This window comes from Streptomyces griseoruber, assembly GCF_001514205.1.
Classification (GTDB): Bacteria; Actinomycetota; Actinomycetes; order Streptomycetales; family Streptomycetaceae; genus Streptomyces; species Streptomyces griseoruber.
The window spans coordinates 25,164-46,445 of record NZ_KQ948774.1 but is presented as its reverse complement, the minus strand read 5'-3'; the positions used below and the strand labels follow the sequence as shown (position 1 = coordinate 46,445).

General features: G+C 72.7%; 18 protein-coding genes and 1 pseudogene. 2 read left to right on the top strand and 17 right to left on the bottom strand.

What is annotated here, in order from left to right; all coding sequences use genetic code 11:
• Position 1: 1 nt before the first annotated feature.
• From AQJ64_RS27770 to AQJ64_RS27700, 16 genes and pseudogenes are all read right to left on the bottom strand, one after another.
• The gene (locus AQJ64_RS27770; RefSeq protein ID WP_055635256.1) at positions 2–2,989 is read right to left on the bottom strand and encodes a helix-turn-helix transcriptional regulator; all 2,988 of its coding nucleotides are present in this window, start codon (positions 2,987–2,989) and stop codon (positions 2–4) included.
• Positions 2,990–3,225: 236 nt separating this feature from the next.
• Complete coding sequence (locus AQJ64_RS27765; protein WP_055635255.1) at positions 3,226–3,450, bottom strand: hypothetical protein; 225 nt, start codon at positions 3,448–3,450, stop codon at positions 3,226–3,228.
• 199 nt (positions 3,451–3,649) lie between these two features.
• Positions 3,650–4,231, bottom strand: coding sequence for a hypothetical protein (locus AQJ64_RS27760; protein WP_055635152.1), 582 nt, complete (start codon positions 4,229–4,231; stop codon positions 3,650–3,652).
• A 36-nt stretch (positions 4,232–4,267) separates the two neighbouring features.
• A complete protein-coding gene (locus AQJ64_RS27755; protein WP_055635151.1) occupies positions 4,268–4,843 on the bottom strand; it encodes a GNAT family N-acetyltransferase in 576 nt (191 codons plus the stop codon).
• Positions 4,821–7,049 (bottom strand): MMPL family transporter, encoded by a 2,229-nt coding sequence (locus tag AQJ64_RS27750; RefSeq protein WP_055635150.1) that lies wholly within the window; start codon positions 7,047–7,049, stop codon positions 4,821–4,823. Before AQJ64_RS27750 ends, AQJ64_RS27755 begins: the two co-directional genes overlap by 23 nt.
• A 176-nt stretch (positions 7,050–7,225) precedes the next feature.
• Positions 7,226–7,693: a hypothetical protein gene (locus AQJ64_RS27745; RefSeq protein WP_055635149.1), complete on the bottom strand. Its 468-nt coding sequence runs from the start codon at positions 7,691–7,693 to the stop codon at positions 7,226–7,228.
• Positions 7,694–7,779: 86 nt separating this feature from the next.
• Positions 7,780–9,294, bottom strand: a complete 1,515-nt coding sequence (gene gatB / locus AQJ64_RS27740) for an Asp-tRNA(Asn)/Glu-tRNA(Gln) amidotransferase subunit GatB (RefSeq protein ID WP_055635148.1) — start codon at positions 9,292–9,294, stop codon at positions 7,780–7,782.
• A 15-nt stretch (positions 9,295–9,309) separates the two neighbouring features.
• Positions 9,310–9,549 (bottom strand): hypothetical protein, encoded by a 240-nt coding sequence (locus AQJ64_RS27735; protein ID WP_055635147.1) that lies wholly within the window; start codon positions 9,547–9,549, stop codon positions 9,310–9,312.
• Positions 9,546–11,048, bottom strand: coding sequence for an Asp-tRNA(Asn)/Glu-tRNA(Gln) amidotransferase subunit GatA (gene gatA / locus AQJ64_RS27730; protein ID WP_055635146.1), 1,503 nt, complete (start codon positions 11,046–11,048; stop codon positions 9,546–9,548). Before gatA ends, AQJ64_RS27735 begins: the two co-directional genes overlap by 4 nt.
• Before the next feature lie 5 nt (positions 11,049–11,053).
• A complete protein-coding gene (gene gatC / locus AQJ64_RS27725) occupies positions 11,054–11,350 on the bottom strand; it encodes an Asp-tRNA(Asn)/Glu-tRNA(Gln) amidotransferase subunit GatC (protein ID WP_018531282.1) in 297 nt (98 codons plus the stop codon).
• Between the two features lie 81 nt (positions 11,351–11,431).
• A pseudogene (locus AQJ64_RS51145) lies at positions 11,432–11,696 on the bottom strand (cupin domain-containing protein); the annotation flags it as partial.
• 8 nt (positions 11,697–11,704) lie between these two features.
• Positions 11,705–14,134 carry a putative bifunctional diguanylate cyclase/phosphodiesterase gene (locus tag AQJ64_RS27720; RefSeq protein WP_059203089.1) on the bottom strand — a complete coding sequence of 810 codons (2,430 nt, stop codon included), beginning with the start codon at positions 14,132–14,134 and terminating at the stop codon, positions 11,705–11,707.
• A 270-nt stretch (positions 14,135–14,404) separates the two neighbouring features.
• Positions 14,405–16,609: an NAD-dependent DNA ligase LigA gene (gene ligA / locus AQJ64_RS27715; protein ID WP_055636689.1), complete on the bottom strand. Its 2,205-nt coding sequence runs from the start codon at positions 16,607–16,609 to the stop codon at positions 14,405–14,407.
• 15 nt (positions 16,610–16,624) lie between these two features.
• Complete coding sequence (locus tag AQJ64_RS27710) at positions 16,625–17,626, bottom strand: methionine synthase (RefSeq protein WP_055636688.1); 1,002 nt, start codon at positions 17,624–17,626, stop codon at positions 16,625–16,627.
• A 19-nt stretch (positions 17,627–17,645) separates the two neighbouring features.
• Positions 17,646–18,344 (bottom strand): SDR family oxidoreductase, encoded by a 699-nt coding sequence (locus AQJ64_RS27705; protein WP_079061985.1) that lies wholly within the window; start codon positions 18,342–18,344, stop codon positions 17,646–17,648.
• A gap of 17 nt (positions 18,345–18,361) precedes the next feature.
• On the bottom strand, positions 18,362–18,901 hold the full coding sequence (locus tag AQJ64_RS27700; RefSeq protein WP_055636686.1) for an LOG family protein: 540 nt from the start codon (positions 18,899–18,901) through the stop codon (positions 18,362–18,364).
• Between the two features lie 50 nt (positions 18,902–18,951).
• Between AQJ64_RS27700 and AQJ64_RS27695 the strand changes: the two genes are divergently transcribed.
• Both AQJ64_RS27695 and AQJ64_RS27690 read left to right on the top strand, forming a co-directional pair.
• Positions 18,952–19,275, top strand: a complete 324-nt coding sequence (locus AQJ64_RS27695; RefSeq protein WP_055636685.1) for a DUF427 domain-containing protein — start codon at positions 18,952–18,954, stop codon at positions 19,273–19,275.
• A 38-nt stretch (positions 19,276–19,313) separates the two neighbouring features.
• Complete coding sequence (locus tag AQJ64_RS27690; RefSeq protein ID WP_055636684.1) at positions 19,314–20,093, top strand: alpha/beta fold hydrolase; 780 nt, start codon at positions 19,314–19,316, stop codon at positions 20,091–20,093.
• Positions 20,094–20,109: 16 nt separating this feature from the next.
• Here AQJ64_RS27690 and mnmA read toward each other — a convergent pair whose 3' ends face one another.
• On the bottom strand, positions 20,110–21,240 hold the full coding sequence (gene mnmA, locus AQJ64_RS27685; protein ID WP_055636683.1) for a tRNA 2-thiouridine(34) synthase MnmA: 1,131 nt from the start codon (positions 21,238–21,240) through the stop codon (positions 20,110–20,112).
• Positions 21,241–21,282 lie beyond the last annotated feature (42 nt).

The following is a 21,282-nucleotide window of genomic DNA, read 5'->3' as shown; positions in this document are numbered from 1 at the left end:
CTCAGGCGAGCGCGCGCTCTCCCGGCTCCGGTGGGAACACCCCCAGCCGGTGGGCCAGGGCGGCCGCCTCTCCCCGGCCCGAGACGCCCAGCTTGGCGAGGATGTTGGAGACGTGCACGCTGGCCGTCTTCGGGGAGATGAAGAGTGCGGCGGCGATCTGGCGGTTGGTGCGGCCGGCGCAGACCAGGCGCAGGACGTCGCGTTCCCGGCTGGTGAGGCCGAGGGTGTCGGCGGGGTCCGTGGAGGTGTCCGGGGTGAGGGGGATGCGGGCCCGCTGGGCCAGGGAGGCCACGGTGTCGGTCAGGGGGCGGGCGCCGAGGTGGGTGGCGACGGCGTGGGCGAGGCGCAGCAGTTCGGTCGCCCGCTCGCGGTCCTCGTCGCCCGCCGCGAGCAGGGCCTCGGCGAGGCGGTGCCGGGTGCGGGCGAGGTCGTAGGGGCGTTCCAGCCGCTCGAAGGCGGTGACCACCTCGGACCAGTCGTCGGGGTCGGTGCGGCCCTCGGCGCGCAGCAGTTCGGCGCGGAGCCAGTCCGCGTGCGCCTGCCAGACCGGGGCGGGGGTCGCGACCGACCTGGCGGCCTTGCGGAGCGCGTCCAGGAGGTCGGGGCCGGCCTCGGCGGCGGTGATCAGCAGGGGCCAGGCGTAGCGCTGGGCGCCGGGCGGGAAGCCGGGTTCCAGGGCGCGTTCGAGGTGGGCGCGGGCCTCGGCGGGGCGGCCCTCGGCGACGGCCAGGGCGACCGCGATCCGGGTGAGCGGCAGGTGGTGCTGGGCGGCACGTTCATGGGCGCCGAAGAATCCCTGAGCGGCGGTGAGTTGACGTTGGGCTTCCGCGAAGTCGCCTCGGGCCAGGGCGAGTTCCGCGCGGCGGGTGGCGTGGATGCCCTGTGCGGCCACACCCTGCCCGACCCGGTCGGCGACCGCTGCGGAGGCGGCCGCCGACTCGTCCCAACGGCCCAGGGAGAACAGGGACTCGGCGAGGTTTCCGCACACCCAGGCCTTGGTGTCGTTGAGCCCGTGCCGTCCGGCGAAGGCGACGCCCTCCTCGAGGAGGGTCACGGCGTCCCGGGAGCGGCCGACCGCCTCCAGTTCGGAGGGGAGGTTGATGTAGACGCTGAGCGCGACGGACGTGATGTCCTCGGCCAGGGCCCGCTCCTTCACCTCGTACATCTCGGCCAGCCCGGTCTCGATGTCGCCGGAGCCGACCATGAGGGTGCCGAGGACCTGGCGGGCGTCGAGCTCGGTCTCGCGGGCGCCGACCATCCTGGCGTACTCCACCGCGCGCTCGGCGTCGCCGTACGCCTCGGGCCCGGGCGAGTGGATCATGGACCAGTTGGCGGCGCGGGTGAGCACCTGGGCGTGCACCTCGCTGGGCGGCAGGCCGCGGACCAGGTCCTGGGCCCGGGCCAGTTCCTCGCGGCCGCTGCCCCGGCCCAGGGAGCGCACCAGCCGGGAGCGCTGGACCCAGAACCAGGCGGCGCGCTGGGGGTCGTTCTCGTCGGCGAGGAGCCGCAGCGCCCGCTTGGTGATCTTGAAGGCGCGTTCGCGTTCCCCGCAGAAGCGGCCGGCGACGGCGGCCTCGGCCATGAGGTCGAGGTAGCGGAGCGGGGTGGTGGCGGGGTCGCAGCCGCACGGAGGGTAGGCCTCGGTGTAGTCCACGGGGCGCAGCCGGGACCGTACCTCCTCGGGAGCCGTGTCCCACAGCTCCATCGCCCTTTCCAGGAGCCGCAGTTGCTCGCTGTAGGCGCTCCGGGAGCGGGCCGCGACGGAGGCGTCCAGGACGGCGGGCAGGGCCTTGGCCGGCTCATGGGCGTGGTACCAGTAGCTGGCCAGCCGCATCACTCGCTCCTCGGCGGGGACGAGGGTCGGGCGGGCTTCGAGGGCCTCGGCGTAGCGGCGGTTGAGGCGGGAGCGTTCACCGGGGAGCAGATCGTCGCCGACGGCCTCGCGGACGAGGGAGTGACGGAAGCGGTAGCCGTCGCCGTCGGGGGTGGCGAGCAGGAGGTTGGCGTCCACCGCGGCCCGCAGCGCCGTGATCAGCTCGTCCTCGGAGAGCCGGGCGACGGCCTCCAGCAGCCGGTACTCGACGGTGGAGCCGCCCTCGGCGACGATCCGGGTGACGAGCTGGGCGGTCTCGGGCAGCGCCTCGACTCGGACCAGGAGCAGATCACGCAGGGAGTCGGTGAGGCCGGTGCAGCAGCCCTCGTGGGCGGCGACGGCGAGTTCCTCGACGAAGAAGGCGTTGCCGTCGGAGCGTTCGAAGATGTCGTCGACCTGGGCCGGGTCGGGCTCCTGGGCGAGGATGCCGGCGATCTGACGACCCGTCTCCTCACGTGTGAGACGGCCGAGTTCGAGGCGCCGGAGGGTGCGCAGCCGGTCGAGTTCGGCGAGCAGGGGCCGCAGCGGGTGGCGGCGGTGGATGTCGTCGGCGCGGTAGGTGGCGAGGACGACGAGGCGGCCGGTGCGCAGGGTGCGCAGCAGGTAGGAGAGCAGGTGGCGGGTGGAGGCGTCGGCCCAGTGCAGGTCCTCCAGGGCGAGGACGACCGTGCGGTCGGCGGTGACGCGCTCCAGGAGACGGGCGGTGAGCTCGAACAGGCGGGCCATGCCCTCCTCGTCGTGCCGCCCCGGCCGGGTCTCCCCCATCTCGGGCAGCAGCCGGGCGAGTTCCGTCTCCTGCCCGGCCGCGGCGGCGGCCAGTTCGTCCGGCAGGGCGCGGCGCAGCGCGCGCAGGGCGGTGGAGAAGGGGGCGAAGGGCAGCCCGTCGGCGCCGATCTCCACACAGCCGCCGAGCGCGACGACGGCACCCCGGCGGGCGGCGTCGGCCGTGTACTCCTCGACGAGGCGGGTCTTGCCGACCCCGGCCTCGCCGCCGATCAGGAACGCCTGCGGCTCTCCGGCGGCGGCGCGGGTGAGCGCGTCGTTCAGGAGGTCGAGCTCGTCGCGGCGGCCGACGAAGACGGGACTGACGGACCTGGTCTCCACGGGGGCGAGCATCGCACGCGGGTGCGACACCGGCCCACTTGATATCGGTCCGGGCCCACTTGTTAGCGGTACGGGCCCGCTCGTTGTCGGCACGGGCCCGCTCGTTGTCGGCACGGGCCCGCTCGTTGTCGGCACGGGCCCGCTCGTTGTCGGCACGGGCCCGCTCGTTGTCGGCACGGGCCTTGTGCCCGTCGGTGCCGGAGGGCGGCCGACCCCTGTGCGGCCGCCCTCCGGCCCGGTCCCGGCGGTCATGCCGGACGGGCGGACCGGGGGGTGCGGGGCCGGGCGCCGGGGGATGCGCCGTCGCCGTCGGCCTCGGTCTCCCGAGCGGCACGGGCGGCCCGCTCGGTGCGCCGGGCGGCCTCGCGGCGGGCGGCGCGGCGGCCGCGGACGGCCTCGCGGGCCAGCCGCTCGTGCGCGGCCCGGCGCAGCAGCTCGGCGGCACGGGCCTGCTGGATCTCGTACTCGTACATGGCGGTTCCCCCTCGGGACGGCGGCCGGCGTGGCGCCTGCCGCGTTGCCCCAAGCCTCGTTTCCGAGGGGGGTCCGCCGCATCGGGAGAGTGCCGCATCTTCGGCCGTGGGCGGGGGCCTTAGACACGCGTGAGGGGTCTCAGGGCCGCCGTAAGGTGCTTACGGCGGCCCTGAGACCCCTCGGTGAGGTGCGCGGGACTCAGCTCGCGGACGGCAGGCCGAGCAGGGCGTCGGTGTACTTGAGGACGGCCAGCAGCAGGCCGACCACCCCGAGCACCACGCCGGCCCAGGAGACCGACTTGATCCAGGGGGCCTGCGGACCGGCGTTGCCGAACGCGGGACGCGCCAGCACGACGACACCGACGACCAGGGCGGTCAGCGCGAACAGGCCGGCCCACAGGGCGGTGGCCTGCCAGGCGTCGCCGTAGACGGCCTGGATCTGGTGGGCGACGCTCGCGCTGGACGAGGTCTGGAGCTGGCCGACCAGGGTCTGGCGGGCTCCCGCGATCGTGCCGATCCAGCTGCCGCTGAGCGACACGAAGCCGAGCACGGCGGCGACGACGGCGCCCGCGCCCTGGCCGACGCCGGTGGCGCCCTCCTTGGCGACGGCGTCGTCCGGGCCGGCGTCCGGGCCGGCGTCGAGGCCGTCCTCGAGGATCGCGTCGTCGTCCGTGTCGGTCTCGGTCTCGGTCTCGGTCTCGGTCACGTCGTCGGACGCGTCGGTCTTGGTGAGGTCCGCCGCCTGCTCGTCGGCGGCCTCGTCAACAGTCTTGGTTCCCATAGCCTCGCACCGTACGGACGCTCTCTGAGAGGTCCCTTAATGATCGTTGTGAGCGGCACGCGCGTGTGCGGCACGCCACTCCCGGGCCAGCACGGACCACACTTCGAGGTCGTGCCGCACCCCACGATAGGGGTAGGCCTCACGGCGGACGCCGTCGCGGGTGAACCCGAGCCGCCGGGCCACGTTCAGGCTGTTGGCGTTGCCCGCCGAGGCGACCCACTCGACGCGCTCGATCCCGCGCCGCTCGACGGCGAAGTCGATCAGTATCCGCATGGCCCGGGTGACCAGGCCGCGCCCGGTGGCGGCGGGCTCCAGCCAGCAGCCGACCTCGCAGTTCCCGCTCTCCGCGTCGAAGTTCAGGAACAGCACCCCGCCGACGAGCTTCCCCTCCAGCCAGAGTCCGTGCAGGGAGCCGGTGTCGGCGGCACGCAGGTCGGCGTACCGCTGGAGCACCTCGCGCGCGCCGGCGGTGTCGGTGGCCTGGGAGCCGAAGGGGATGTACTCGTTGATGAACTCGCGGCCGCGCTCCAGGTGCGCCAGGAACTCCTCGGCGTGCCAGGGGTCCAGCGGACGCAGTTCGGCTCCGTCGTCACCCAGCGATATCGCGTACATCCGGTTCCCGCTCCTTCTCCAGCGCCTCGACCACCTCGGTGAGCCTCTCATGGGCGGCGCGGCACTCGGGCGGTTCGATGCTGATCCGGGGCAGGCGGCGGTCGAGCCAGCGCGGCAGCCACCAGTTGGCGCCGCCGAGCAGATGCATCAGCGCGGGCACCAGCAGGGTGCGCAGGACGAAGGCGTCGAGGGCGACGGCGGCGGCGAGCGCGATGCCGAACATGGCGATCACCCGGTCGCCGCTGAGGACGAACGCGAGGAACACCGAGATCATGATGACCGCCGCCGAGTTGATCACGCGGCTGGTCTCGGCGAGGCCGACGCGTACGGCCCGCCGGTTGTCGCCGGTCTCCAGCCACTCCTCGTACATCCGGCTGACCAGGAACACCTGGTAGTCCATGGAGAGGCCGAAGAGGACGGACACCATGATGACCGGGAGGAAGGGCTCGATCGGCCCGGCCCGGCCGAGGCCGAGCAGCTCGCTCCCCCAGCCCCACTGGAAGACCGCGACGACGACCCCGAAGGCGGCGGCGACGGCGGCCACATTCATCACGGCGGCCTTGAGCGGGATGCCGACGGACCGGAAGGCGAGCAGGAGCAGCAGACAGCCGAGGCCGATGACGACACCGACGAAGAGCGGCAGTTTGCCGACGATGACGGCGGCGAAGTCGTCGTAGCCCGCCGTGACGCCGCCCACCTGGACGTCGAGGGAGGTTCCGGCCTCGGCCCGGGGCAGCACCTCCTCGCGCAGCCGGTCGACGAGCTCACTGGTGTTCCTCGACTGCGGGGCGGACTCCGGTACGACGGTGAGGTGGGCGAGGTGTCCGCCGGAGTCGAAGGTGACCGGGGTCACCGAGGCCACGCCCTCGGTGGCGCGCAGGGTGGTGTCGAGGTTGTCGAGGGCGAGCCGGTCCTCGGCGCCGTCGACGCGGGTCACCAGGGTCAGCGGGCCGTTCACTCCGGCGCCGAAGCCGTCGGCGAGGAGGTCGTAGGCCTGGCGGGTGGTGGTGGTCCTGGGGTCGTTGCCCTGGTCGGAGGTGCCCAGGCGCAGGGAGAACGTCGGCAGGGCGAGGACGGCGATGACGACGACGGCGAGCGAGCCGAGGAGCTTGGGGTGGCGCTCGACGAACGCCGACCAGCGGGCGGCGAACCCGGTGGGCAGCTCCGGCTCGGGTCCGTGCTCGGCGAGCCGGCGGCGTTCGCGGCGGCTGAGGGCGCGCGGGCCGATCCACGCCAGCAGGGCGGGCAGCAGGGTCACCGAGGCGGCGACCGTGAGGACGACGGTCAGGGAGGCCGCTATCGCGACGCCGTTGAGGAAGTTCAGGCGCAGGATCAGCATCCCCAGCAGGGCTATGCAGACCGTGGCGCCCGCGAAGACGACCGCGCGTCCGGTCGTGGCCACGGCGTTGGTGGCGGCCTCGACGGGCGTGAGGCCCCGTTTCAGGCCGCGCCGGTGGCGGGTCACGATGAACAGCGCGTAGTCGATGCCGACGCCGAGCCCGACCAGCATGCCGAGCATCGGCGCGAAGTCGGCGACGGTCATGGCGTGCCCGAGGAGCTGGATTCCGGCGTAGGCGGTGCCGACGCCGACCAGGGCGGTGGCGATGGGCAGCAGCGAGGCGGCGAGCGAGCCGAAGGCGAGGAACAGCACGACGGCGGCCACGGCCACGCCGACGATCTCGGCGAGATGTCCGCCGGAGGACTCGGTGAGGGCGATCGCGCCGCCGCCCAGCTCGACCTGGAGTCCGTCGCTCCCGGCGGCCTTCGCGGCCTTGACGACGGCCTGCGCCTCGGACGTGTCGATGTCCTCGGCGCGGTCGGCGAAGGTGACGGTGGCGTACGCCGTGTGTCCGTCCTTGCTGATCTGCGCGGCGCCCTGCTCGCCGTAGGGTCCGGCCACGGAGGCGACCCCGGGCAGGTCGGCGATCCTGTCCAGCGCGCGGGTCATGGTCTGTTCGACGTCGGCGGCGCGGACGGTGCCGGAGGCGGTGTGCCAGACGACGGTGTCGCTGTCCCCGCCCAGGGTGGGGAACCCCTCGGCGAGCAGCCGGGTGGCGCGGCCGGACTCGGTGCCGGGGACCTCGTAGTCGTTGGAGTAGGCGGAGCCGGTGGCGACGGCGGCGGTGGCCGTGCCGACGAGAGCGAGAAGCCAGAGCACCACCGCGACGAGGCGGTTGCGTACACACCAACGTGCGAGGGCTGCCACTGACGTGCTCCCGGGGTGAATTGTGGATCTTTGACCGGGAAACAGCCCGCAAAGAACGCATGAGCAATGCGAGGCCACTCTTGCAGGCGGTGAAGATCCTTTGATGCGTTCGTGTGTCTTTTCACAAGAGTGGGAGGCAGATCACAGGACAATAACGACGGTGGTGTCAGTGCACCTCAGTCGGCCTGGTCGCCGAACGCCATCACCATCACTCCGGCGATCAGCAGCCACAGAGCGCGCCGGGTACGGCCCCGGGCGCCCAGCAGGGCCGCCACGGCGCAGACGACCGCGCCGAGGGCGTAGGCGGCCGGGACGAAGGCCGGGGCGGCGCCGCCGAGGCGCATGAGGGACGCGGCGAGGCCGGCGAGGGTGAGCAGGGCGCCGGTCGCGGTCGCCGTCCAGCGGGCCCGTCGGGCGTCCTCGTAGTCGTACTCCTGGTCGCACTCCTCGTCGGCGTCGTCGGCGGCAGCGGCGTCGAAGTCGGCGTCGGCGAAGTCGGCGTCGGCCGCCTGACCGGAATCGTCGGAGCCGTCGGAGCCGTCGGAGTCGTCGGAGCCGGTTGCCTCGTCCGCGTCGCCCGTGGCATCCGCGGCGTCCGCGGCGTCCGTGTCGCCCTGTGGCTCTGAGTCGGTTCGTGCACTCATGGCGCGCGAGCGTAGCGCTTCAGGCTGAGAGCGCGAGAGGGGGTGCGCCCTGAGCGGACGCACCCCCTCCCCGGGGTTACCCGAGGTCAGCCCTCGCTGACCCCCAGCTTCTCCAGGATCAGCTCCTTGACGCGGGCCGCGTCGGCCTGCCCGCGCGTGGCCTTCATCACGGCGCCGACCAGGGCACCGGCCGCGGCCACCTTGCCGCCGCGGATCTTGTCGGCGACGCCCGGGTTGCCGGCGATGGCCTCCTCGACGGCGGCGGTCAGCGCGCCCTCGTCGGAGACGACCTTCAGCCCGCGCTTGTCGACGACCTCGTCCGGGGTGCCCTCGCCCGCGAGGACGCCCTCGATGACCTGACGGGCCAGCTTGTCGTTCAGGTCACCCTTGGAGACCAGCTCGGTGACCCGGGCGACCTGCTCCGGCGTGATGGCCAGCTCGTCCAGGGACGTGCCCGACTCATTGGCGCTGCGCGCCAGTTCGCCCATCCACCACTTGCGGGCGGAGGCCGCGTCGGCACCGGCGTCGATCGTGGCGACGATCGGGTCGAGGGCGCCGGCGTTGAGGATCGCCTGCATGTCGGTGGCGGAGATGCCCCACTCGGCGAGCAGCCGGGTACGGCGGACCAGCGGCAGCTCGGGGAGCCCCGCCCGGATCTCCTCGACCCACTCACGGGAGGGGGCCACCGGCACCAGGTCCGGCTCGGGGAAGTACCGGTAGTCCTCGGCCTCCTCCTTCACGCGGCCCGAGGTCGTCGACCCGGTGTCCTCGTGGAAGTGGCGGGTCTCCTGGATGATCGTCCCGCCGCCGCCGAGGACGGCCGCGTGCCGCTGGATCTCGAAGCGGGCCGCGCGCTCCACGGACCGCAGCGAGTTCACGTTCTTCGTCTCGGAGCGCGTGCCGAACTTCTCGCTGCCCTTGGGCATGAGCGAGAGGTTCACGTCGCAGCGCATCTGCCCCATCTCCATGCGGGCTTCCGACACGCCGAGCGCCTTGATGACCTCGCGCAGCTCACGGACGTAGGCCCGGGCGACCTCGGGGGCGCGCTCGCCGGCGCCGACGATCGGCTTGGTGACGATCTCGATCAGCGGGATGCCGGCGCGGTTGTAGTCGAGCAGCGAGTGCGAGGCGCCGTGGATCCGGCCGGTCGCGCCGCCCACGTGGGTCGACTTGCCGGTGTCCTCCTCCATGTGGGCGCGCTCGATCTCCACGCGGAAGACCTCCCCGTCCTCCAGCTGGACGTCGAGGTAGCCGTTGAAGGCGATCGGCTCGTCGTACTGGGAGGTCTGGAAGTTCTTCGGCATGTCCGGATAGAAGTAGTTCTTCCGGGCGAAACGGCACCACTCGGCGATCTCGCAGTTCAGCGCGAGACCGATCCTGATCGCGGACTCGACGCCGGTCGCGTTGACGACCGGGAGCGAGCCGGGCAGGCCGAGGCAGGTGGGGCAGGTCTGCGTGTTGGCGTCCCTACCGAGCTCGGTCGAGCAGCCGCAGAACATCTTGGTCTTGGTGCCGAGTTCGACATGGACCTCGAGGCCCATGACGGGGTCGTACGACGCCAGCGCGTCCTCGTACGACACCAGGTCGGTCGTGGTGGTCACGGTGAAACTTCCCTCTCAGCCCAGCAGGACGTCGTCGTCGCCCAGCCGCTTCAGTTCGCGGTACAGGATGGCGAGGCCGGTGACGATCGCCAGGCCGGTGACGGTGGCGTCGATCAGCCGCAGCGTGTCGTGCTCGGCGCGGGCCTTCTTGATCTGCTTGGCCACGCCGATCGCGCCGAAGGCCGTGCCGGCCATCGACAGGTACGTACCGGACTTGGACTTCTTGAAGCCCTTGGCCTTGTTCAGTGCACTCACAGCGACGGAGCCTCCTCGAGGAGCGGGTGACCCCACCTTTCCACGAAGGCGGCCTCGACGGCGGCGCCGACCTTGTAGAGCCGGTCGTCCTTCAGCGCCGGGGCGATGATCTGGAGACCGACCGGGAGGTTGTCCTCCGGGGCGAGACCGCACGGCAGCGACATGGCCGCGTTGCCCGCCAGGTTGGTCGGGATGGTGCACAGGTCGGCCAGGTACATCGCCATCGGGTCGTCGGCGCGCTCGCCGATCGGGAAGGCGGTGGTCGGCGTGGTCGGCGAGACGATCACGTCGACCTGCTCGAAGGCCTTCTCGAAGTCGCGCGTGATGAGCGTGCGGACCTTCTGGGCGGAGCCGTAGTACGCGTCGTAGTAGCCGGAGCTGAGCGCGTACGTGCCGAGCATGATCCGGCGCTTGACCTCGGGACCGAAGCCCTCCGCCCGGGTGAGGGAGGTGACCTCCTCGGCCGAATGGGTGCCGTCGTCGCCCGTACGGAGCCCGTAGCGCAGCCCGTCGAAGCGGGCGAGGTTGCTGGAGCACTCGGACGGCGCGATGAGGTAGTACGCCGACAGGGCGAGGTCGAAGGACGGGCAGTCCAGCTCGACGATCTCGGCGCCCAGGTCCTTCAGCAGCGCGACGGACTCGTCGAACCGCTGGATGACACCGGCCTGGTAGCCCTCGCCGCGGAACTGCTTGACGACGCCGACGCGCATGCCCTCGACGCTGCCGTTGCGGGCGGCCTCGACGACCGGCGGGACCGGGGTGTCGATCGAGGTGGAGTCGAGCGGGTCGTGCCCGGCGATCACCTCGTGCAGCAGCGCCGCGTCCAGGACCGTACGGGCACAGGGCCCGCCCTGGTCGAGGGAGGACGAGAAGGCCACCATGCCGTAGCGCGAGACGGCCCCGTACGTCGGCTTCACGCCGACCGTGCCGGTGACGGCGGCGGGCTGGCGGATGGAGCCGCCGGTGTCGGTGCCGATGGCGAGGGGCGCCTGGAAGGAGGCGAGCGCGGCGGAGGAACCGCCGCCGGACCCGCCGGGGATCCTGGTGAGGTCCCAGGGGTTGCCGGTCGGCCCGTAGGCGCTGTTCTCGGTGGAGGACCCCATGGCGAACTCGTCCATGTTGGTCTTGCCGAGGATCACGACGTCGGCGGCCTTCAGCTTCTTGGTGAGGGTCGCGTCGTACGGCGGGATCCACCCCTCGAGGATCTTCGAACCCACGGTCGTGGGGACGCCCTCGGTGGTGAAGATGTCCTTGAGCGCGAGCGGGACGCCGGCCAGCGGACCGAGCTTCTCCCCCCGCTCCCGCTTCTCGTCCACGGCACGGGCCTGGGCGAGGGCACCCTCGCGGTCGACGTACAGGAAGGCGTGGACCTTCTCGTCGACGGCCTCGATCCGGGCCAGGTGGGCCTCGGCGACCTGGACGGCCGTGAGCTCGCCGGAGGCGATCTTCGCGGCCGTCTCGGCGGCGGTGAGCTTGATGATGGCGACGTTGTCCGTCATGGCGATTAGTCCTCCCCCAGGATCTGCGGCACCTTGAAACGCTGCTGCTCCTGGGCCGGGGCGCCGGAGAGCGCCTGCTCGGGGGTGAGCGACGGACGGACCTCGTCCGCCCGCATGACGTTGGTCAGCGGGAGCGGGTGCGAGGTCGGCGGTACGTCTTGGTCGGCGACCTCGCTGACGCGGGCGACCGCGCCGATGATGTCGTCCAGCTGTCCCGCGAAGTGGTCGAGCTCTTCGGGCTTCAGCTCCAGACGCGCCAGCCGGGCGAGGTGGGCGACCTCCTCGCGCGTGATGCCAGGCATGCAGCGTTCCTCTGGGGTGAGTGAAATGTGATGTGGGGCCAATCCTAGGGGGCGGCGGCCCGTGGCCGTGAAACGGTTTGCCTACGCCTGGTGTCGGCGGTCCCAGGTCGCACTGCGCAGGAAGTGGTTGTCGTACAGCTCCCGCACGTCCAGAAGGCTCTCCGGGCCCGCCTCGCCGACCGCGATGCGCCGTAGGTGACGCGCCGGGTGCGATCACGACGAGGAGGTCGGCGGTGCTCCCGGGGGCGGCGGCGAAGGCAGGCGGGCGGCCCGGCGGGACGATGACGACGTCGTCGCCGGAGAGGACCTCCGCCTCGCCGTCGAGCAGGGGGAACATGTCGGCGGACTACTCGTCTAGTCCTCGGTGGCGGCAGCCGGGAGGGCCGCCGCCGGTCGCTGCCACCCCCGCGACCCCCGCGCCCGCAGCCACGCCGTCGTCTCCTCGGGAGGCATCGCCGCCGCCACCAGCCACCCCTGCACCGCGTCGCAGCCCAGGTCCCGCAGCCGTTCCCAGGTCTCGTCGTCCTCGACGCCCTCGGCGACCACCAGCAGCCCCAGGGAGTGCGCGAGATCCACCGTGCAGCGCACGATCTCCGCGTCCTCGGTGTCCACCGCCAGCCGCGCCACGAAGGAACGGTCGATCTTCAGCTCGCTGACCGGCAGCCGCCGTAGATGCACCAGCGAGGAGTACCCCGTCCCGAAGTCGTCCAGGGACATCTTCACGCCGTGCCCGGTCAGCCCGTTCAGCGTGTCCGCCGCCCGCTGCGGATCCTCCAGCAGGACATGCTCCGTTATCTCCAGTTGGAGCGCTCCCGCGGGCACTCCGTGCCGGGCGAGACGCGCCGCGACGGACCCGGCGAACCCGGGCGTGTGGACGTCGCGCGGCGAGACGTTCACCGCGACCGGCACGAACAGCCCCTGCGCCCGCCACCGGGCGACCTGTCCGAGCGCCGTCTCCAGCACGTACTCCGTGAGGTGCGGCATCAGCCCGGACGACTCGGCGATCGCTATGAACTCGTCCGGCGGCACCTTCCCCCGCTCCGGATGCACCCACCGCACCAGCGCCTCCAGCCCCGCCACCTGCCCGTCGAAGCGGACCTTCGGCTGGTAGTGCAGCTGCACCTCGTGCGCGTCCAGCGCCCGCCGCAGATCGCCCAGCAGCCCGAGCCGGTCGGGGGTGTTGGAGTCCCGCTTGGACTCGTACACCTCGACCCCCGTACGGTCCCGCTTGGCCTGGTACATCGCCACGTCGGCGCGGCGCAGCATGCCCTCCGCGTCGAGGGCGTGGTCGGGGAAGACGGCGACGCCCGCGCTGGCCTCCAGGACGAGGGTGAGCCCGTCGAGGTCGAGCGGCGAGCTGAGGGCGGCGACCAGGGAGCGGGCGACCCGGGTCGCGGAGGTCGTGGAGTCGGCGACGGGGAGCAGGACGGCGAACTCGTCTCCGCCGAGCCGTGCCACCTCCGCCCCGCGCGGAAGGGCCACCCGGAGCCGTTCGGCTATCTGGAGGAGGAGCCGGTCACCGGCGAGATGCCCGAGGGTGTCGTTGACCGAACGGAAGCGGTCGAGGTCGATCAGCATCAGGGCGGACCGGGCGCCGATGCGCTCGGCGTCGTCCAGGGCGGTCCAGATGCGTTCCAGCAGCCACTGCCGGTTGGGCAGTCCGGTCAGCGGGTCGCGCAACTGCTCCTCGGCGCGGGCCCGGGCCATCCAGAGCGTGGAGTCGAGGGCGACGAGCGGGATCGCGAACAGGGGCAGCAGGATCGGTTTGGCAATGGCGACCACGCAGACCAGCGGCGCGATGCCGAGCAGCGCCACCGCGACCAGGCCCTGTCGGACGAGGGCGGTGCGGGCGACCGTGGGCAGTCCGCCGGAGCGGGGGGCGTGCAGGTACCAGAGCAGGACGCGGGTGACGGAGAGATAGGCGACGGCCACCAGGACCACCTGGGGGCCGGTGTAGACCGTCCAGCCGTCCGGGTACCAGGGGTGTTCGACGGACGGCACCCGTCCGCACGCGGCCAGCAGCAGGGCGCCCGCGCCGATGCCGAGGATGTCCACCGCACCGTGCAGGACGCCCTGCCGCCAGCGGTGGCGCCTGGCTATGCCGACCAGGACGACGACGGTGAGGCTGACCAGGCCGGCCGGTACCCAGCCGTACAGCAGCAGGACGGCGAGGGTGAGGGCGGCGCCGGAGCCGGTGCCGCCCCACCAGCGGGCGCGGCCGAGCATGACCAGGTGGCCGACGATGACACCGGTCAGCAGGGCCAGCGACCAGCCGGCCGTACCGGACGGGAAGAGGGCGTGACTGCCGGTGAAGGCGCGGTAGAAGCCGGCGCCGAGGGCGAAGGCGGCCGCGCCGACGACCGCGGCGGGCAGCGCGGGCCAGGACAGCTGCCGGTCGGGTTCGGCACCGGGCAGTCCCGAGCCCGCGGACAGCGCCGAGGTGCCGGGCAGGGCGGACGTCGCGGAGAAGACGGAGGCCCCGGGAAGGGCGGAGGCCCCGGACAGACCCGAGGCCCCGATGCGGCCGGACGAACCGGGCGGTGCCGGGGACCGGGTCGGGGCGGCGGGTCTGGGCGGCCCGGCCTGCGGCGTCGACGGCGGCCCGGAGGCGGTCCCGGCGGGAGGTCCCGTGGGGGCGCGAGGGTCGGGGGTGGTGCGCGGAGGGTGCGCCTCCGCGCCCGGATGTCGCCAGGACCGCCCCGCCCAGCGGCTCCCCCACCTGACGCCGACGCCCCGGAGCCGGCGCAGCCGGGAGTCCGGGGCGGCGCTCTCGGTCGGTTCCATTCCCGTCCCTCTCACAACCGGCGGTGCCCACGCCACGCGGCCCGCTGCCCGACAACCCATGGGCGGCGCCGCGTCGGAAAACCCTTCCCCACGCCCTTCAGGAGCGAGGAGATGCCCCGACCGCAACTGGGCACGGCAGGCGCACACCTCAACAGTAGGCCGCAGAAGGCTTCCACGGGCAGCGGTCGTCGACGGTTGCCCGAATGCGCCCCGGCCACCCGTATGCATCTGGTATGCGCCGATCGGGTGGCCTTCAACCGCCGGTTCGGGCTACTCCTCGGTCGACTCCTCCGCCGGAAGGGCGACTTCGGCGGCCGCGTCCGGGCCCTGTTCGAGCAGGACGCTGAAGCCGTCCTCGTCCAGCACGGGCACCTTCAGTTGCATCGCCTTGTCGTACTTGGACCCGGGGCTGTCGCCCACGACGACGAACGAGGTCTTCTTGGAGACCGAACCGGTGACCTTCGCGCCCCGGCTCTGGAGCGCGACCTTGGCGCCGTCGCGGGTGAAGTGTTCGAGGGTGCCGGTGACGACGACCGTGAGGCCTTCGAGGGGGCGGGGGCCCTCGTCCTCGCCGGAGCCCTCCTCCTCCATGCGGACACCGGCGGCCTTCCACTTGCGGATGATCTCCTGGTGCCAGTCCTCGGCGAACCACTCCTTGAGCGAGGCCGCGATGATCGAGCCCACGCCGTCGGTGGCCGCCAGCTCCGCCTCGCTCGCCTGCTCGATGCGGTCGATGGAGCGGAACTCGCGCGCGAGCGCCTCGGCCGCGACCGGGCCCACATGACGGATCGACAGCCCGGTGAGGACACGGGCGAGCGGGCGGTCCTTGGCGGCGGCGATGTTCTCCAGCATCGCCAGCGCGTTCTTCTTTGCCTCGCCCTGCTGGTTGGCGAAGACGGTGGCGATCTTCTCCTCGCCGGTCTTCGGGTCGCGCTTGGGCAGCCCGCTGTCCTGGTCGAGGACGTACGCCTTGATGGGCAGCAGCTGTTCGATGGTGAGGTCGAAGAGGTCGCCCTCGTCGGCCAGCGGCGGGTCGGCGGGCTCCAGCGGCTTGGTGAGGGCGGCCGCCGCCACGTACCCGAACTGCTCGATGTCGAGCGCCTTGCGGCCCGCGAGGTAGAACAGCCGCTCGCGCAACTGGGCCGGGCAGGTGCGGGCGTTGGGGCAGCGCAGGTCGATGTCGCCCTCCTTCATCGGCCTGAGCGGCGTACCGCACTCGGGGCACTCGGCCGGCATCACGAACTCCCGCTCGGTGCCGTCCCGCAGGTCGGTGACGGGGCCGAGGATCTCGGGGATGACGTCACCGGCCTTGCGCAGTACCACCATGTCCCCGATGAGGACGCCCTTGGCCTTGACGACCTCCTGGTTGTGCAGGGTCGCGAACTCGACCTCGGAGCCCGCCACCGTCACCGGCTCGACCTGCGCGTACGGCGTCACCCGGCCCGTACGGCCCACGCCCACGCGGATGTTGACGAGCTTGGTGTTGACCTCCTCCGGCGCGTACTTGTACGCGATGGCCCAGCGCGGGGCGCGGGCCGTGGAACCGAGCCGGCCCTGGAGCCGGATCTCGTCGAGCTTGACGACGACCCCGTCGATCTCGTGCTCCACGGAGTGGCGGTTCTCGCCGTAGTACGCGATGAACTGCCGTACGCCGTCCAGGTCGCCGACGACCCGGTTGTGGGGGGAGGTGGGCAGGCCCCAGCCCTTGAGGAGGTCGTAGGCCTCGGAGAGGCGGCCCATGCCCTCGTAGCCCTCCAGGGCGCCGATGCCGTGGACCACCATGTGCAGCGGGCGGGTGGCGGTGACGCGCGGGTCCTTCTGGCGCAGTGAACCGGCCGCCGCGTTGCGCGGGTTGGCGAAGGGCTTGTCGCCGGCCGCGACCAGCCGGGCGTTGAGCTCCTCGAAGCCCTCCATCGGGAAGTAGACCTCGCCGCGGATCTCCACGAGCGTGGGCACCCCGTCGCCCGCCAGCCGGTCCGGGATCTCGGCGATGGTGCGTACGTTGGGCGTGATGTCCTCGCCGGTGCGGCCGTCGCCGCGGGTCGCCGCGCGCGTGAGGCGGCCGTTCTCATACGTGAGGTTGACGGCGAGGCCGTCGACCTTGAGCTCGCACAGGAAGTGGTACGCGGAGGCGCCGACGTCCTTGTGGACGCGCTCGGCCCAGGCGGCCAGCTCCAGGTCGTCGAAGGCGTTGTCCAGGGAGAGCATGCGCTCCCGGTGCTGGACGGCGGTGAAGTCCGTCTCGTAAGCCCCCGCGACCTTCTGGGTCGGCGAGTCGGGCGTGCGCAGTTCGGGGTACTCCTGCTCCAGCGCCTCCAGGGCGCGCAGCAGGCGGTCGAACTCCGCGTCGCTGATGACGGGAGCGTCCTTCACGTAGTACCGGAAGCGGTGCTCCTCGATCTGCTCAGCGAGCTGCGCGTGCTGCTCCCGTGCCTCGGTGGGCACCGTCGTCTCCGCTTGCCTGTCGCCGGCCACCGTGTGGTCCTCCCGTTACTCTGGGTTGTCCGCGAGGGATCTCGCCGCCCGGACGCAGTGGGCGAGGGCCCGGCGGGCGTACGCGGGAGAGGCCCCCGCGAGTCCGCAGGCCGGTGTGATCGTGACCGCCTCCGCGAGAAGCCCCGGTTGCAGCCCCAGCCTGCGCCACAGCGTCCGTACACCCATGACGCTACTAGCCGGGTCCGACAATGCCGCGTCCGTGCCCGGGACGACACCGGCGAACAGCCGGGTACCGCCCTCCACCGCTTCCCCGATCGCCTCCTCGTCACGCTCGGTGAGCAGCGAGAAGTCGAAGGAGATCCCGGCGACCCCGGCCCGGCGCAACAGGGCGAAGGGCACGTCCGGGGCGCAGGAGTGGACCACGACCGGGCCGTCCCCGTGCACCCCGGCCACGTCCCGGAGGGTGGCCTCCACGAGCTGGCGGTCGACGGCGCGGTGGGTGCGGTAGCCGCTGGCGGAGCGCACCCGGCCGGTCAGGACGGAGGTGAGGGACGGTTCGTCGAGCTGGAGGACCGGGCGGGCGCCGGGGATGCGCCGCCGTACCTCGGCGAGGTGCAGCCGCAGGCCCTCCGCCAGGGAGGCGGCCAGGTCGCGGCAGGCGCCGGGGTCGGAGAGGGCGGCCTCGCCGTTCCTGAGTTCCAGCGCGGAGGCGAGCGTCCAGGGGCCGACGGCCTGCACCTTCAGCGGGCCGTCGTAGTCCTGGGTGAACTCCTCGAGGGCGTCGAGGTCCTCGCCGAGCCAGGAGCGGGCCCGCTTGGTGTCCCGGCCCGGGTGGTCGCCGAGCCGCCAGCCGCTGGGTTCCACGCGCGCGTACAGCTCGACGAGCATCCCCGCCGTCCGGCCGATCATGTCGGCGCCGGGGCCGCGGGCCGGGAGTTCGGGCAGGAAGGGGAAGTCCTCGAAGGAGCCGGTGGCGGTTCTGACCGCCTCCCGGGCGTCGCCGCCGGGGAGCGAGCCGACGCCGGTGGCGGGGCCGTAGGGCGAAGTTGCGTTCACGGGGGAAGCCTACGGAAGGTCAGCGGCCCGGCCGTACCGTCAGGTCGTTGACCTCCGCGTCCCTCGGCAGGTCGAGTGCCATCAGGATCGTCGTCGCCACCGACTCGGGGTCGATCCACTCGGCGGGGTCGTACTCCTTGCCCTCCTGCTGGTGCACCTTGGCCTGCATGGGGCTGGCGGTGCGCCCGGGGTAGACGGAGGTGACGCGGACGCCGTTGCCGTGCTCCTCGCCCCGGAGCGAGTCGGCGAGGGCCTTGAGGCCGTGCTTGGAGGCGGCGTACGCGGACCAGTCGGCGCTCGCCCTGAGGCCGGCGCCGGAGTTCACGAACAGCACGTGCCCGCGTGCGGCCCGCAGTGGGGGCAGGAAGTGGCGGGTCAGCTCGGCGGGGGCGATCAGGTTGACGTCGAGCTGGTGGCGCCAGGCCTTGGGGGTCAGCTCGCCGACCGGGCCCAGGTCGACCACGCCGGCGATGTGCAGCAGCGAGTCGACCCGGTCCGGGAGCGTCTGGTGGGAGAAGGCCCAGCTCAGCCTGTCGGGGTCGGCGAGATCGCCGACGAGGGTCCGGGCGCCGGGGAACCGTGCGGCGAGTTCCCTCGCGCGGCCCGCGTCGCGCGCGTGGAGCACGAGGTCGTCCCCGCGCGCGTGCAGCCGGCGGGCGACGGCCGCGCCGATGCCGGAGCCCGCTCCGGTGATCACATGAGTAGCCATGCCCGCCATGCTCGCATCACGCGCCGTCAGGAGATGCCCTGGCTCTCCTCCAGGTAGGCGAGCGCCCCGACGGGCTCCTCCGCGAAGAACACCAGGTCGGTCAGGGGGCGCGGCAGGAATCCCTCGTCGTCCATGCGCCGGAACTGGGTCTTGAGGCCGTCGTAGAAGCCCGCGGTGTTCAGCAGCACGACCGGCTTGTCGGTGTGGCCGTGCTTCTTCAGCTCAAGGATCTCGGTGGCCTCGTCGAGCGTGCCCGTGCCGCCGACCATCACCACCACCGCGTCGGCCTTCTCCAGCAGCAGCCTCTTGCGCTCGGCCAGGTCCTTCGCGATCACCATCTCGTCGGCGCCGGGCCGGGCCTTGGCGGCGAGGAAGGTCACCGACACCCCGCACAGCCGTCCGCCGCTCTCCTGCACCCCGTCGGCGACGACCTTCATCAGGCCCGAGTCGGACCCGCCCCACACGAGGGTGTGCCCGCCCTTGCCCAGCAGTTCCGCGAACTCGCGCGCGGGTCGCGTGTAGCGGTCGTCGAGATCGGCGGCGGAGAGGAAGACACAGATACGCATGCGGTCACCGTACGCGGGAAGAACCGGGGGCCCGCGCGTGCTTTTCCGACATGACCGATGGACACATCATCACGATCGAGCAGGGCACCGAGCACATCAGGGTGGTCCACGGACCCCAGGTGCTGGCCGAGACCGACCGGGCCCTCGTGCTGCGGGAGACCGGCTGTCCGGTGCGGTACTACATCCCTGCGGCGGACGTACGGCTGGATCTGCTGACGCCCTCCGCCACGCACACCCATTGTCCCTTCAAGGGAGAGGCGTCCTACTGGTCGCTGCCGGACGCGCCGGACCTCGTGTGGTCCTATCCCGACCCCAAGCCCGATGTCGCCGCGATCAGGAACCACCTCTGCTTCTACGAAGTGCAAGTGTCGTAGGCCGATGACCGCCGTGCCGTGCGGCAGTCTGCTCTGACATGGACAAGAAGACCATTTCGCGCGACGGCACCGAACTCGCGTACGCCCGGGCCGGACAGGGTCCCGCGGTCATCCTGGTGAGCGGGGCGATGTCCACGGGCGGCACCGTGGCGCCCCTGGGCGGGCTGCTGGCGCGCCGTTGCACGGTGCTCCGGTACGACCGCCGGGGCCGTGGCGAGAGCGGTGACACGCCGCCGTACGCGGTGGAACGCGAGGTCGAGGACCTGGCGGCCCTCATCGACGCGGCGGGCGGCGAGGCCTGCCTGTACGGCATCTCGTCGGGCGGCGCGCTGGTGCTGGAGGCGGCGGCCAGTGGACTGCCCGTGCGGCGGGTGGCCGTGTACGAGACGCCGTTCGCCCTGGACGAGGAGGGCGCGCAGGAACGCGCCGCGTACACGGCGAACCTCACCGAGGCGCTGGCGCAGGGGCGGCGCGGGGACGCCGTGGAGCTGTTCCTGCGGCTGACGGGGCTGGCCGAGGAGATGATCCAGCGGGCCCGCCAGTCGCCCATGTGGGCCGGCATGGAGGCGCTCGCGCCGACCCTGGCCTACGACGACGCGGTCATGGCCGGCGGCCGGGTCCCCCGGGAACGGCTGGCCGCCCTCGGGGTGCCGGTGCTGGCGGTGGCGGGCGGCGACAGCCCGCCCTGGATGCGTGAGGCCACGCGCGCGGTGGCTCAGGCGGCGCCGCAGGGGACGTACCGCCTGCTGGAGGGCGAGACCCACATGGTGGATCCGAACGTGCTGGCGCCGGTGCTGGCGGAGTTCTTCGGCGCGTAGCGGGGGCGTGTGCCGGTCAGGCCACCCCGGCCGTCGCCCGGACCGTCGAGGCGATCGTCGCCGAGCCCACCACGCGCGTGCCGTCGTACAGGACGATCGCCTGGCCGGGGGCCACCCCGCGGACCGGCTCGGCGAACGTCACGCGCAGTTCGCCGTCCACGGTCTCCGCCGTCACCTCGGTCTCGCCGCCGTGGGCGCGCAGCTGGGCGGTGTAGGTGCCGGGGCCGGTGGGGGCCGCTCCGCACCAGCGCGGCCTGATCGCCGTCAGGCCGCTCACGTCGAGGGCGGCGGCCGGGCCGACCGTCACCGTGTTGTTCACCGGGGAGATGTCGAGGACGTAGCGGGGCTTGCCGTCGGGGGCCGGGGTGCCGATGCGCAGTCCCTTGCGCTGGCCGATGGTGAAGCCGTACGCGCCCTCATGGGTGCCGATCTTCGCGCCCGACTCGTCGACGATGTCGCCCTCGGCCCGGCCGAGGCGGTTCGCGAGGAAGCCCTGGGTGTCGCCGTCGGCGATGAAGCAGATGTCGTGGGAGTCGGGCTTCTTGGCGACCGCGAGGCCCCTGCGCTCGGCCTCCGCGCGGATCTCGTCCTTGGTGGTGAGGGTGTCGCCGAGCGGGAACAGCGCGTGGGCGAGCTGCTTCTCGTCCAGAACGCCGAGGACGTACGACTGGTCCTTCGCCATGTCGGAGGCGCGGTGCAGTTCGCGGGTGCCGTCGGGCCGCGTGACGATCTGCGCGTAGTGGCCGGTGCAGACCGCGTCGAAGCCGAGTGCGAGCGCCTTGTCGAGCAGGGCCGCGAACTTGATCTTCTCGTTGCAGCGCAGACAGGGGTTGGGGGTGCGGCCGGCCTCGTACTCGGCGACAAAGTCCTCGACGACGTCCTCGCGGAAGCGGTCGGCGAGGTCCCAGACGTAGAACGGGATGCCGATGACGTCGGCGGCCCGGCGGGCGTCGCGGGAGTCCTCGATGGTGCAGCAGCCGCGCGCGCCCGTGCGGAACGACTGCGGGTTCGCCGAGAGCGCGAGGTGGACGCCGGTGACGTCGTGGCCGGCTTCCGCGGCGCGGGCGGCGGCGACGGCGGAGTCGACCCCGCCGGACATGGCGGCGAGTACGCGGAGGGGGCGGGGGCGCTGCGAGATCTCAGTCATAACCCTTCCAGGGTACGGGGCGCCGGGAACCGGAGCCCGCGA

Bases quoted from the DNA above. Each gene is read 5' to 3' on its own strand.
- AQJ64_RS27770 (WP_055635256.1), bottom strand. From the start codon at position 2,989: ATGCTCGCCCCCGTGGAGACCAGGTCCGTCAGTCCCGTCTTCGTCGGC.
- AQJ64_RS27765 (WP_055635255.1), bottom strand. From the start codon at position 3,450: ATGTACGAGTACGAGATCCAGCAGGCCCGTGCCGCCGAGCTGCTGCGC.
- AQJ64_RS27760 (WP_055635152.1), bottom strand. From the start codon at position 4,231: ATGGGAACCAAGACTGTTGACGAGGCCGCCGACGAGCAGGCGGCGGAC.
- AQJ64_RS27755 (WP_055635151.1), bottom strand. From the start codon at position 4,843: ATGTACGCGATATCGCTGGGTGACGACGGAGCCGAACTGCGTCCGCTG.
- AQJ64_RS27745 (WP_055635149.1), bottom strand. From the start codon at position 7,693: ATGAGTGCACGAACCGACTCAGAGCCACAGGGCGACACGGACGCCGCG.
- gatA (WP_055635146.1), bottom strand. From the start codon at position 11,048: ATGACGGACAACGTCGCCATCATCAAGCTCACCGCCGCCGAGACGGCC.
- gatC (WP_018531282.1), bottom strand. From the start codon at position 11,350: ATGCCTGGCATCACGCGCGAGGAGGTCGCCCACCTCGCCCGGCTGGCG.
- AQJ64_RS27720 (WP_059203089.1), bottom strand. From the start codon at position 14,134: ATGGAACCGACCGAGAGCGCCGCCCCGGACTCCCGGCTGCGCCGGCTC.
- AQJ64_RS27705 (WP_079061985.1), bottom strand. From the start codon at position 18,344: ATGGCGGGCATGGCTACTCATGTGATCACCGGAGCGGGCTCCGGCATC.
- AQJ64_RS27700 (WP_055636686.1), bottom strand. From the start codon at position 18,901: ATGCGTATCTGTGTCTTCCTCTCCGCCGCCGATCTCGACGACCGCTAC.
- AQJ64_RS27695 (WP_055636685.1), top strand. From the start codon at position 18,952: ATGACCGATGGACACATCATCACGATCGAGCAGGGCACCGAGCACATC.
- AQJ64_RS27690 (WP_055636684.1), top strand. From the start codon at position 19,314: ATGGACAAGAAGACCATTTCGCGCGACGGCACCGAACTCGCGTACGCC.
- mnmA (WP_055636683.1), bottom strand. From the start codon at position 21,240: ATGACTGAGATCTCGCAGCGCCCCCGCCCCCTCCGCGTACTCGCCGCC.